This is a genomic window from Pseudomonas duriflava (assembly GCF_007830155.1).
Classification (GTDB): Bacteria; Pseudomonadota; Gammaproteobacteria; order Pseudomonadales; family Pseudomonadaceae; genus Chryseomonas; species Chryseomonas duriflava.
The window spans coordinates 19417-31258 of record NZ_VLKY01000016.1; the positions used below are offsets into that span (position 1 = coordinate 19417).

Annotated in this window: 11 protein-coding genes; 6 read left to right on the forward strand and 5 right to left on the reverse strand. The window is 56.1% G+C overall.

Annotation, left to right across the window (positions count from 1 at the left end; translation table 11 throughout):
- Positions 1 to 2 precede the first annotated feature (2 nt).
- From IQ22_RS19065 to IQ22_RS19090, 6 genes are read left to right on the forward strand one after another with little or no spacing between them, the layout of a single operon-like run.
- A complete protein-coding gene (locus IQ22_RS19065; protein WP_145144940.1) occupies positions 3 to 782 on the forward strand; it encodes an SDR family oxidoreductase in 780 nt (259 codons plus the stop codon).
- Between the two features lie 20 nt (positions 783 to 802).
- Entirely contained in the window at positions 803 to 2272 is a 1470-nt protein-coding gene (gene hydA, locus IQ22_RS19070) for a dihydropyrimidinase (RefSeq protein ID WP_145144942.1), read from the forward strand.
- 9 nt (positions 2273 to 2281) lie between these two features.
- A complete protein-coding gene (locus tag IQ22_RS19075) occupies positions 2282 to 3121 on the forward strand; it encodes a transporter substrate-binding domain-containing protein (RefSeq protein WP_145144944.1) in 840 nt (279 codons plus the stop codon).
- Positions 3118 to 3864, forward strand: coding sequence for an amino acid ABC transporter ATP-binding protein (locus tag IQ22_RS19080; protein WP_145144946.1), 747 nt, complete (start codon positions 3118 to 3120; stop codon positions 3862 to 3864). The genes IQ22_RS19075 and IQ22_RS19080 overlap by 4 nt, the downstream gene beginning before the upstream one ends.
- Positions 3864 to 4541, forward strand: a complete 678-nt coding sequence (locus IQ22_RS19085) for an amino acid ABC transporter permease (protein ID WP_208733672.1) — start codon at positions 3864 to 3866, stop codon at positions 4539 to 4541. The genes IQ22_RS19080 and IQ22_RS19085 overlap by 1 nt, the downstream gene beginning before the upstream one ends.
- Entirely contained in the window at positions 4541 to 5215 is a 675-nt protein-coding gene (locus tag IQ22_RS19090) for an amino acid ABC transporter permease (RefSeq protein ID WP_145144948.1), read from the forward strand. The genes IQ22_RS19085 and IQ22_RS19090 overlap by 1 nt, the downstream gene beginning before the upstream one ends.
- A gap of 98 nt (positions 5216 to 5313) precedes the next feature.
- Here IQ22_RS19090 and IQ22_RS19095 read toward each other — a convergent pair whose 3' ends face one another.
- From IQ22_RS19095 to IQ22_RS19115, 5 genes are all read right to left on the reverse strand, one after another.
- A complete protein-coding gene (locus IQ22_RS19095; RefSeq protein WP_145144950.1) occupies positions 5314 to 5667 on the reverse strand; it encodes a hypothetical protein in 354 nt (117 codons plus the stop codon).
- Between the two features lie 1009 nt (positions 5668 to 6676).
- The gene (locus IQ22_RS19100; RefSeq protein ID WP_145144952.1) at positions 6677 to 7084 is read right to left on the reverse strand and encodes an SMI1/KNR4 family protein; all 408 of its coding nucleotides are present in this window, start codon (positions 7082 to 7084) and stop codon (positions 6677 to 6679) included.
- A 12-nt stretch (positions 7085 to 7096) separates the two neighbouring features.
- On the reverse strand, positions 7097 to 7684 hold the full coding sequence (locus IQ22_RS19105) for an HNH/ENDO VII family nuclease (protein WP_145144954.1): 588 nt from the start codon (positions 7682 to 7684) through the stop codon (positions 7097 to 7099).
- Positions 7681 to 10944: an ATP-binding protein gene (locus IQ22_RS19110; RefSeq protein WP_145144956.1), complete on the reverse strand. Its 3264-nt coding sequence runs from the start codon at positions 10942 to 10944 to the stop codon at positions 7681 to 7683. Before IQ22_RS19110 ends, IQ22_RS19105 begins: the two co-directional genes overlap by 4 nt.
- Positions 10945 to 10948: 4 nt before the next feature.
- The gene (locus IQ22_RS19115) at positions 10949 to 11839 is read right to left on the reverse strand and encodes a hypothetical protein (protein WP_145144958.1); all 891 of its coding nucleotides are present in this window, start codon (positions 11837 to 11839) and stop codon (positions 10949 to 10951) included.
- Positions 11840 to 11842: the final 3 nt, after the last annotated feature.

Here is an 11842-nt window from a genome sequence, read left to right on the forward strand (position 1 = left end):
CCATGGATCTGGGACTCAAGGGGCGAGTGGCGCTGGTGTGTGCATCCAGCAAGGGGCTGGGTAAGGCATGTGCCTTTTCCCTGGCGCGCGAAGGCGTCGTGCTAACGCTGGTGGCCAGAGGGCAGGCTGTGCTGGAGGCCACTGCCGAGGAGATCCGGCAGGCCACAGGCGTAGCGGTCACCACGGTGGCCTGCGATATTACCACCGAGGCCGGGCGCAGGGCTGCCCTGGAAGGATGCCCGACGCCGGATATCCTGATAACCAACGCAGGCGGCCCGCCGCCAGGTAGCTTTCGGGACTGGTCACGCGAGGACTGGATCGCCGCGCTGGATGCCAACATGCTAGGCCCGATCGCCCTGATTCGTGCCACTGTGGATGGCATGCAAATGCGCGGCTTTGGCCGGATCGTCAATATTACCTCCGGTGCGGTAAAAGCTCCTATTGATAGCCTGGGCTTGTCCAATGGCGCCCGCTCGGGCCTGACCGGATTTGTGGCCGGCCTGGCGCGCAAGACTATTGCCCACAATGTGACCATTAATAATCTCCTGCCGGGCCCCTTTGAAACGGATCGGCTCCTGGCTACCGCGGCGGGGGCTGCCAAACAGACGGGCCAGTCCCTGGAAGAGGTACTGGCCAGGCGTCGCACTGCCAATCCCGCCGGCCGTTTTGGAAAGGCTTCCGAGTTTGGTGATGCTTGTGCCTACCTGTGTAGCGCTCAGGCCGGCTATATCACAGGCCAAAACTGGCTGCTCGATGGCGGCGCCTACCCTGGCACGTTTTAACCGATGAGGAGACAGCTCGCATGACTGCATTTGACCTCACCGTTCGTAATGGCCGTGTTGCAACGGCCAGTGACACGTTTGAAGCAGATATTGGTATCCGTGATGGACTGATCGTCGCGTTGGAAAAGACGCTCCCGCCAGGCCGGCAGGATATCGATGCGGCAGGTCGCTGGGTTTTGCCTGGTGGCGTCGACAGCCACTGCCATGTCGAGCAGCTGTCAGGAATGGGTGTCATGTGCGCCGATGACTTCTACAGCGCCACGGTATCCGCCGCGTTTGGTGGAACCACCACCATCATCCCGTTTGCCGCCCAGCATCGAGGCCACCGGTTGCCAGAGGTGGTGGCGGATTACAGCCGCCGGGCCGCGGAAAAGGCCGTGATCGACTATGCGTTTCACCTGATTCTCACAGACCCCACGCCAGAGGCACTGTCCACACACCTGCCCGATCTGATCCGCAGTGGTATCACCTCGTTCAAGGTATTCATGACCTATGAGGCCCTAAAGCTTGGTGATGCACAGATCCTGGACGTACTGGCCGTGGCCGACCGCGAGGGCGCACTGGTCATGGTGCATGCGGAAAACAACGACATCATTCACTGGATCGTCAAGCATCTGCAGCAGCAGGGATTTACCGAGCCCAAATACCATGCCGTTGCCCACGCACCGCTGGCCGAGGCTGAGGCCACACACCGCGCGATTACCCTGGCCCGTCTGCTGGATACCCCCCTGCTGATTGTTCATGTCTCCCAGGCCGAAGCGATTGCTACCATCCGCCAGGCCCAGGGTCTGGGCGCGCATATCCATGCCGAGACCTGCCCGCAGTACCTGTTTCTGACCGCGGAGGATATCGATCTTCCCGGGGTAGAGGGCGCAAAGTTCTGCTGCAGCCCGCCCCCGCGTGACCGGCAGAGTCAGGACGCGGTCTGGCAGGGACTGCTTGACGGTACCTTAGCGCTGTTTTCATCCGACCATGCACCCTACCGGTTTGACGAGACCGGCAAGCTTCCGCAGGGCGAGAAGACAACGTTCAAGCAGATCGCCAATGGCTTGCCAGGCCTTGAAGTGCGAATGCCCCTGTTGTTTAGCGAAGGCGTGATAGGCGGAAAGATCAGCATCAACGAATTCGTTGCACTGACGGCCACCAACCATGCCCGTATGTATGGACTGCTCCCGCGCAAGGGCACGATTGCCATTGGGTCAGATGCAGACCTTGCCCTCTGGAATCCTGAACGCAAGGTTGTGCTGACCGATGCCCTCATGCACGACAACGTAGGCTACACCCCGTATGCCGGGCGCCAGGTACAGGGCTGGCCGGAGGTGGTCATCAACCGGGGCCGTATCGTGGTGGACGACGGCACGCTTCACGCAGAGCGAGGCTCGGGCAGGTTTTTGCCATGCGGTCTGCCAGAGCCCGTAAGGCAGGCGCGTGCGCGGCAAAAGCCAGCCCATTTCATCCGCACGTTGTTTGAAAACGCTCACACACGATAAGGAGAGGATATGCACAAGGTATTACAGGTCTTCCTGTGGTGGACTGGTGTCGCCCTGGCACAGGCGGTGATTGCTGATGAGCCGCTTCGAACGGCGGTGGACACCACGTTTGCCCCGCATGCCATGCCCAGGCTGGAGGGTGGGTTGCAGGGATTTAATGTAGACCTGGGCGAGGCGCTGGCCAAACAGATGGGGCGTGAAATCATCATCGAAGGCGCTGAGTTCTCAGGCCTGATCCCTGGCCTCAACGCGGGCAAGTACGATTTTATCGTGGCCCCGGTTACCGTTACCGAGGAGCGCAGCAAGACCCTGCTCTTTACCGAAGGCTACCTGGATTCGGATTACACCTTTGTTCAGAAGAAGGGCGTAGCGCCGATCACCGATCTGGCTGGGTTAAGTGGGATGAAGCTTGCTGTCAACAAGGGGTCGAATTACGAGAGCTGGGCGCGGCAAAACGCCAAGCACTATGGGTTCACGTTTGACGTTTACAGCAGTAACGCCGATGCCATCCAGGCCTTGTTGTCCGGCCGGGCCGATGCCAACCTCGGCGGCAATACGGTCTCAGCCTTTGCTGCCAGGCGTAACCCCCTCTTGCAAACCAGCTATACCATCAAGACAGGTCAGGTGTGGGCGATTCCCTTGCGCCATGACGATGTACAGGGACGTGCGCGGGTAGACCAGGCGCTTAAATGCCTAAAGCAGAACGGCACGGTGGCTGCCCTGGCAAAAAAATGGTTTGGCCTTGAGCCTGGGCCCACCTCGGCGTCCGTGCAAATTATGCCCGGGCATGGCGTGCCGGGTATGGCGGGGTATGACAGCACACCGGTAACCCTGGAGTGTAGCGCATGAATACTGCGGCCTACCCGATCCTGGAGCTGGTTGGCCTGCGCAAGCACTACGGGGATCAGGAGGTGCTCAAGGGCATTGACCTGCGGGTTCGCCCGGGTGAGCTGGTCTGCGTGATTGGCCCGTCAGGTTCAGGTAAAAGCAGCATGCTGCGCTGCTGTAATCGACTGGAGGAGTGCTCGGGTGGGCAAATCGTGGTGGACGGCACTGACCTTGCCGCGCCGGGCGTCAATCTCAACCAGGTGCGGCAAAAGATTGGCATGGTCTTTCAGCAGTTCAACCTCTACCCCCACCTAAACGTGCTGGGAAACGTGACCCTGGCGTTGCGCAAGGTCCAGGGCTATTCCCGTGCAAAGGCACAGGAAAAAGCCCTGGCGGCGCTGGCTCGGGTGGGGCTGGCAGACAAGGCCGATGCCTGGCCGGCCGCCTTGTCTGGAGGTCAGCAACAACGGGTCGGCATTGCCCGGGCTATCGCCCTGGAACCCAGGATCGTGCTGTTTGACGAGCCTACCAGCGCTCTGGATCCCGAGCTGGTAGGCAGTGTGCTGCAGGTGATGCAGGAGCTGCGTGAGAGCGGTATGACCATGCTGGTTGTCACCCATGAGATGGCCTTTGCCCGGGCTGTTGCTGACCGCGTGGTCTTTATGGATGGTGGGGTGATTGTTGAGCAGGGACCGCCTGATGCGATTTTTGGGGCGCCTCGTGAACTGCGTACCCAGGCCTTCCTGCAAAGGGTCTGCTCCTGATGGATATCCAGCAGCTGCTCTTTACCTTTGCCAATGCCGAGGTGGCCGCACGCTACTGGCCGGATATTGCAATGGGGATGCGAATCACCCTTGAGCTGGGGGCCTGGGTGACGGTGAGCGGCCTGATCCTGGGTGTGGGCCTTGCGCTACTCAGGGCGCTCCAGTGGCGGCCCCTTACGCTGCTCATTGTCTGTTTTGCCGATATCATGCGTGCGCTACCACCCCTGGTGGTCATTATCATGTTCTACTTTGCCTTCCCCTATATCGAACTGTCCATGTCAGCCTTTACGGCGACCTGGCTTGCGCTCTCCCTGGTCCTGGCGGCCTATGCCGAGGAAAGCCTGTGGGGAGGTATTCGCGCGGTGTCGAAGGGGCAGAGTGAGGCCGCCCGTGCCAGCGGCTTATCCTGGTGGCAGTGCATGACCAGCGTCATCCTGCCCCAGGCCTCGCGGATTGCCCTGCCAGGCCTGACCAATCGCGTCATTGCCGTGGCCAAGAACACCGCGCTCGGCTCCGTGGTGGCGCTAAGCGAAATACTTAATAACGCCCAGTCAGCCAGCAGTAATGCCGGCAATCCAACGCCGTTGGTGCTTGGCGCGCTGGCCTATCTGTTGATTTTCATTCCCGTGGTCCTGCTTGGCCGCTGGTTGGAAGCCCGTATGGCCTGGAGGCGCTAATGGATGCCTTGCTTGCAAACTTTCTCAATGTTGCCATCTACAAGGAGGTCGCGCCCTATCTCCTGCAGGGGCTCTGGACAACCATCTGGCTGTCACTACTGGTCATTCCTCTAGGGGCTGGCCTGGGCCTGGTATTGGCTATCCTGGCCACTAAGGTCAACAATCGTGGCATCCGATGGCTGGTTGCCCTCTATGTTGATTTTTTTCGGGCGTTTCCGCCCCTGGTGCTGCTGATCTTCATCTATTTTGGCGCGCCCTTTCTTGGCTGGGAACTGCCCAAGCTAGGCTCGATAGCCCTAGGCTTTATGCTAAACAACTCCAGTTACTTTGCTGAAGTGTTTCGCGCAGGGCTAGGCAGTGTTCCCAGGGGACAGGAGGAGGCGGCGCGCTCCACAGGGTTAAGTGCATGGAAAACCCTGGTTTACGTAACGCTTCCCCAGGCGACGCGCAATGTTCTGCCTGATCTCCTGGGCAATGTGATCGAGGTAATCAAGATGACGTCGCTGGCAAGCGTAGTGGCCTTGCCGGAGCTGCTCAAGGCGGCGCGAGATGCGCAGTCAATGTTTTATAACCCCTCGCCTGTTATCCTGGCGGCACTCCTGTATCTTGCATTGCTGTGGCCACTGGTTCGTCTGCTCAGCCACCTGGAGAATCGACGTTTTAGCAACCGGTAATACCCGTGATCCAGTGCCCTTGCCGCTGGATAGAGCATGTACAGTGAGGGTAGATCAATGGTAGCCGCCTGGCTCTGCAGGGCACGCATTCAGGCCTGTCAATGGAATAACAGCCAGTACCAGACCAATACTGCTGCCATGACGCCAAAAGCCTTGAGCGCCAGTAGATAAGGGGCTCGCTTTATCTTCCTGTCAAGTATCTGGTTTTCCAGCTTGATCGCCCTGGTCTCCATGATGATCTTCTGGGTTTCCAGTTCAATCACTTCTGTCTCATGGATAATCTGCCGGGTTTCCAGCCTGATGACTTCCGTCTCATCAGCAATCTTCTGGATTTCCAGCCTTGAGAGGTCTGCATCCTGGGTTCGAGCATGGGACAGCCTGGTTTGCATTATCTGCAGTTCGAGCGTTTTTACAGCCAATTGAAGCTGCTTGAGCTTGACCATGTCGCTCACTGGGATCTTCCTTGAATAGAAATAAAGGCACTATGCTATCAGCGCGTCCAAGTGCAGGGAATATGGAAGATTATTCCTACGTGAAGCTTTGGAGCTTGCGATCTGATATTCGTAGTTTCGCAAGGTGAATGATCGTAAGCGTCGACTAGATAATCGTGAGGTTTTACGGCGCTGGGTCAAATACAGGGACTTTGAGTTGCTGTTTCAGCATCGCCGTATTTGCCCGGCCTGGAGGCCCATGTAGCAGGGCGACCATGTGTGGGAAATACAGAGCTATTCATGCATGACACTTTAGGACTCACGACTTGGTATTCGCGTGGGCCACGCTAAAGACTACATCCCGGAAGGCCCCTGTAGCCTGTAGGACACAGGTTAAACCTGGGTCAGGTCTGGCGCTTCATTCGCTATAAAGTATGGTTTCTGCAAGAGAGCAGCGGTCAGTCCGGAATGGGTGAGGTAGGATTTTCTAGAGCTCTCTCAAGGAGACCCGATGTAAGTATATCAGCCGTAACAGGGATGCCCTAGAAATCACATGAGTACTGGGTCACCTGCCTTTCATCTGATATCCGTACTCGCCTCCGCCGGGCGCAACTTATAATACGTCAGTATTGGTCGGGCTGCGCCTGTAGATGCAGGAAGGAAAAGGTGGAGAAGCGGAGCAGATGAGGCAGTAGAGAATACCCTTGTTTAAGATGCAACAAGCCAAAAGATCCAAACCTAAAGGCACGATGGCTGGGTTTTCGTGTCATTCACAGTCATTTAAAAGCTTGGCAGGCAAGTGCATGGGAGGCCTTGGGATAGCTGACAGACGGCCAAGCGGCACCATAAGTCATTTTCTCTGAAGACAAGCGCATCTTTCCGTTTCGCCGCTGCTATCCAAGTCTGCGATTGCTGCACAAAGCTGCTGCCAGAAGTAGAGGGGTCAAAGTCGCAATGTGGTTTGACAGCAACGGCTAGACCCCAAAGGCTAGAGGGACCACTCTCCACCCTAAAGCGGTGAGTGTCCCTCTCAGGCCTTGAATAGATGCGTTTTTAGAAAATCTTCTAGGGAAAGCTGCAAGGTACGAACCACTCCACCACTAGGTGTAGCCCAAAGCAGGACTCGCTGGTGGTGATTATCGTAAAGATAATATTGACCATCACCTAATTCTAATAATGGAACGCTGTTAGCAGGGTAGCGAGTATCAGACGACAGATCCTTGTAGGCGGTTAGCACGTTTAAGAAATAGTCATCTGGGACGCCTAGGCCATAGGTCTCGTAAGCATCATGGGCGATTATGCCAAAGCGCAAGAGATACTCACGGTACTCATGACTTAAGGGAAAGCCGAGCGTCGCCTCTAGTGCCTTGATATTTGCAGGGGAGGCTGGGCGGGTGATGGCCTGCTGTTCCAGAACTAGCTTTTCCAACGTTTTCATAGATATGCTCGCTTACTGTTGTTTCTCGATCTGTTCGGCCCGGGCCTTCCAGTAGTCCTTGCGTTCCTTATCAAAGTCATCGCGAACTATCTCTGACTCCTTTAGCTTGTTATGCAGCACGTTATCATTGCCATTTCCCCGGTGCTCATCCCGGGTCAGTTCGGCCAGGGGAGAGTCGGACTTTTGCCCGATGTGATGTAGCTCGATTGGCTTGCCCTCTGTGTCAAGAGGTGCCAGGCCAAGCTTCATACGTTCTAGGTTGGTTCGGCCTAATGCATCCTTTTGATCATAATCAATATCGGTACGAACCAGAGCCTCCTTGCCGTTGACCTGGGTAGGCTCAAGATTAGCGTCCTCATAAATGCGGGCTTCAGCCTCGCTACCGATAACGTCCAGTATCTCATTTGGAAATCCTAGCTTCTCCAGCCGCGTGCGCGTTTCATCACGCATGCTCGGTAACTCCAGGCGATTCTCTTGGGTCAACACGATAGGTCGGTCGAGTTGAGCAACGATCAGGCACTTATCGGGTGTCTCCCTAGCCAGCAGGGCTAGGCGCGAGGGGCCATTGGCCTTCTCGATAGAAAAGTTCTCCAAATTCACCGCACGCTTCCTTTTTCATGATGGGCATGCCACATCGAATAGATTTCAAGATGGCTCTCGTGCTGAAGGCTATAGTCCTTCATCAGGCATTGTTGAGCAGCCAGTGCCAGCTCTGCCGAAGGGCTTTCGACATGTTGCTCTAGTAGACGGGCAAGTAGGTTACTCAGGTGTGCGTAATCATTGGCCTCTTGGATGATGCGAATAATCTGTTGGCGGCACCCAAGCGCATCCACCAGTAGACGTGCCAGAGACTCAAAAGCATCCGGCTGCCACACGCTTGGAGCCTGGTTGCTGGAGTAGTGCGCAACGGCCTGTAATATGCTGATGCGGGTACGCGAAGCTAACGGCAGGGCATACAGGCCACGTTGTAACAGGGCGACATCCACCTGCATGGGTGTATGTACACGAGGGCTCAAAAGTAGCTTCAGGAGTTGGCTATTAAACGTAGTTCGGTCGACACCCGGTCCGGTATCCGGATGGTATCGGTAGGGTATCTGCTCGCCGGCAAACTTACGTACCTGGCACAGCACAGGCTCCAGCCAATCGTTCTGGTAAACGATGGCAACCCCTTTGGGCAAGCGGGCAATTTCTTCTAGTTGATCGTCACCTAAGGCTACCGACTTGCCGAGCAAGCGACGATCTGTTTCATCGGGAAGACGCATGATGATCTTGGTATTAGTATTGCGGATCGCCGCGATGTCCACAGCGTGGGGCGATTGGTCGGCGATGATAAAGCCTTCCCCATAGGTGCGCATTTCCGCGATGGCATTGGTTAGCATTTCAACCGACTTGGCCTCAAGGCTTGCACCTTCAGTGCTGCTCTCCGGGCTACGCTTGAGGATGTTATGGGCCTCTTCGAGTACGGTGACATGCCGCAAAGGCAGGTTCATACCACCGTGTGCCATGCGATGCTCGCTCAACCGCATCACCAGGATTCCCATGATCAGCGCTTTGGTCTCGGAGGAGCCGATGCGGCTGAGATCGACGATGACATTGCTATCAAAGAGGATCTCGTTGTCGACCTCTCCCGCTGCGAACAACTGGCCGTTGAGTCCATTGGTCAGCGACCTGACGCGGGTGGACAAGGAGCCGATGTAGTTGCCTTTGAGCTCCTGGGAGTAAGCCGACGCCTCAATCACATCTTGCAGCGTCTCAAGTAGGTCAACAAAAGTTGGGAACAGCTCTTCGCTGTAGTAGTTGCGAGAGCTTTCAAGGTCCCATCCGCAGCGCTGGTAGGCCTGAAGGATGGCATCCTTGAGCACGGCGGGCATCGCTGCATACATCGGCCAGCACACATTGAAAATCTCGACCAGTCGATCGACGTGTTCCAGAACATGTATTGCCGCAGGGAAACGGAATGGATTGATCCGCAATAGGGCAGTATGAGCAGGGTTGGTACCAAGGACAGTTACATCCACGCGATGGCCGAAGACATGCTTGTACTCACCCTTGGCTGGTTCGATGACCAGAAAGGGCACACCTGCAGCGCTTACCTGGTTAAGCATTTCGTACACGGTATTACTCTTGCCAGCGCCCGTAGAGCCGCTAACAAATACGTGGCTGGAGAGTTGATCCATATCCAGTTCAATGGTCTGGGGCAGGTTTTCCCAAAGATGACGAATATTCCCGAGCGAAAGTTTTCTTGCCCCATTGCCAGGAGAAAGTTGACCATCCAAACGTTGCACCTTACGACCAAACGCTTGAGTCTCAACCACCGATACCGTTGAGGTGGAGCGGCGTGGCAAACTCAATTGGATGGCCATCTCTTTACCGGAAATCAAGGTTGATGGCGTAACGAACGGGACGGGTACGCGACTGGCAAAGCTTGGCTTGAGTTCGGGATGGCTCAGCCGGATAAGCCAGTCAAGCACTGCTGACTTGTTACCAGAGGTCCAGGTCGTAAGTGCAAAATCCTCATAGCTAGACTTGCTGCCGCGGACTAGGCCAAGAAAGATACTGGCTAGCGATTCCGACGAGGCGCTGCTGTCGCCGATAAAATAGGCCGCAGAATTCCAGCCACCATAGGTCTTGGCTTCGTCAATGCGCTGCAGATGGTGGTCGATTCTACTTAACAGCTGCTCGATAGTCTTGTCGATCGACTCGATGGATAGTTGGCGATTACTGCCGTGAGTGCGGTTGAGCGACTGGTTGTCCGTGACGCTAGTGGTATGGGTGTTTGATTGAGTGCGGGCGGTTGATTCTCCTATGGAGGTCCCGTAGCTTTCGCTGGTGCCGTGGGTAGCCGAATGGTTGGTGCCGCTACTGTGCTGCTGATTAAATGCCGCTGCAATACTAGAGCCGACCTGACTACCGGCCATGGCACCCATCGGACCTAAGAACGATCCGGCAAGGGCACCGATTGCATTGCCAGCGATGGCAGCCGTCTTTGCTGCTGCCGTCTGACTGCTCAGGCTTTCACTGGTGCCGTTGGTTTCGCTTTTGGAGGTACTAGTGGTGTGGCTGGTACTGCGAGTTTCGGTCAGGCCCAGGCTATGGCCAAGCGATTCGCTTAGGCTATGGCTGATGCTTAGGCCGACGCTATCGCTGTCCTGCTCGCCAAAGGTCATTTGCTGTTTAGCCAGAGGCGACAGTTGGGTTGCCACCTGCTCGTAGCCGACGCGAATCAGGTCTAGTTTCTGAGAGGACACAGGCTCCGCCAGGATAAGCGCTTGGTAGACACGCCGCTCTGCCGCATCGATAAAACGCTCAAGACCCTGCATAAAATGCTCGCGGTTCTCGGTCGACAGGGCCGGTACGCCGGTAACTGCCGTAATGCTGGCGGACGGATTGCCTTTCTCATTGTCCAATCCGTCTAGTAGGGCGTTGGCGTCTGAAACGTTCAAAGGTTGTAAGGCGCTACCAGGGAAGTGACCTTTAAAAGTCTCTCGTAGCAGTTCCCCAGAATTGTGGCCAAGCATCTTGCCTGGCTCGCCACGGGTGCCGATAAACAGCTCGGTCTCGCAACCGTTCGAGCGTAGGAAAAGAAATACCGTATAGCCAGCCGCGCCTAGAGCGGTATAGGCAGCAGTAGTGCTTTCTAACACCGACTGCTTGTTGTCCTGAACGATCCGTTCGATTCGGAATACACGCATGTCGCTAGCGCGATTGAATGCGATGCGCAGGTCAGGACTAGTAACCGGATACTGCTCCAGTTCGCTTAGGTAGCTGCGGTTGATTAGGTCGCGGCCAGCTACCAGGGTCAGTGCGGCGTTCCCCTGGATTTCACGAATCGCCAAAGGAGTGAGTTTCGTGGAGGTCATGATGTCACTTACCTATGGCAATCAAGAGCACTACAAGAGCGGCAAGAGCTCCCCCTATTAGCAGCGCTGCCTTGAACACAGGGTTGCGTTCGGGAGGCGAGGTGTATGGGCTTGAGCTTTCAGATTGCTTGCTTTGGCTGCGGGCCTGGGCTGGTGCGACTGAGCTGGCGTGGGTACCAGCTCGGGACCTTGGCGGCACCGCCGTAAAACCTTCAACACCTTGCTGTCGCAAATGGTTGCGAACTTCGACCAGATGAAGGAAGCGCTCTTCGGCAAAGTTGGCTTTTAGATAGACTACTTGATGCGCATAGTATTGGCTGGTCCATAGGTTCCGATCAGCCTCTATCTCGCGAGCAAAAGATTTCTCTGAATAGGCTTCCAAAAGTCCGGCAACGTGGCCTCTGGCCCAAACCAGCGCAGCGCGAACTTGTTGAGCACTGAGGCTGTTATCATTTAGTTCCATACGCAGCGCCGTACGAATGGTAAGTAAATCGCCCTCCGCCACGAATTTCTGCAGATTGAGGGAGGGGGTGTAGTTTGATGTCACGTGATGTTCTCCCTGGGAGGATGGGTTTGAAGGGCGATCTTTTGGAACGAAACCTTTTACGCCAAGTTTGCGCAGGTGCTCGCGAACAGCAAGCAGATGCTCGATGCGTTCGCGAGCAAAATTTTGCTCGGTAAGCAGCAGGTGACGGCTGAAATACTCTGCGTTCCAACTGATCTTGTCAGGATCCAGCGCATTCCTGCCTACGCCAGGCTCAAACCTATGCATTAGTTCAGGAAACTGTTTTTCAGCCTTGCTGAGAAGGTCCATGAGCAGCTCTTCAGGCGCCTGGGGATCCTTGAGCGATGCCAGGAGAGCTTTACGAGTCTTGGTGAGTGGGTCGGTCGTCATGAA

Excerpts from the sequence above, each read along its gene's own strand:
- IQ22_RS19065 (WP_145144940.1), top strand. The coding sequence starts at position 3 with ATGGATCTGGGACTCAAGGGGCGAGTGGCGCTGGTGTGTGCATCCAGC.
- hydA (WP_145144942.1), top strand. The coding sequence starts at position 803 with ATGACTGCATTTGACCTCACCGTTCGTAATGGCCGTGTTGCAACGGCC.
- IQ22_RS19075 (WP_145144944.1), top strand. The coding sequence starts at position 2,282 with ATGCACAAGGTATTACAGGTCTTCCTGTGGTGGACTGGTGTCGCCCTG.
- IQ22_RS19080 (WP_145144946.1), top strand. The coding sequence starts at position 3,118 with ATGAATACTGCGGCCTACCCGATCCTGGAGCTGGTTGGCCTGCGCAAG.
- IQ22_RS19085 (WP_208733672.1), top strand. The coding sequence starts at position 3,864 with ATGGATATCCAGCAGCTGCTCTTTACCTTTGCCAATGCCGAGGTGGCC.
- IQ22_RS19090 (WP_145144948.1), top strand. The coding sequence starts at position 4,541 with ATGGATGCCTTGCTTGCAAACTTTCTCAATGTTGCCATCTACAAGGAG.
- IQ22_RS19100 (WP_145144952.1), bottom strand. The coding sequence starts at position 7,084 with ATGAAAACGTTGGAAAAGCTAGTTCTGGAACAGCAGGCCATCACCCGC.
- IQ22_RS19110 (WP_145144956.1), bottom strand. The coding sequence starts at position 10,944 with ATGACCTCCACGAAACTCACTCCTTTGGCGATTCGTGAAATCCAGGGG.
- IQ22_RS19115 (WP_145144958.1), bottom strand. The coding sequence starts at position 11,839 with ATGACGACCGACCCACTCACCAAGACTCGTAAAGCTCTCCTGGCATCG.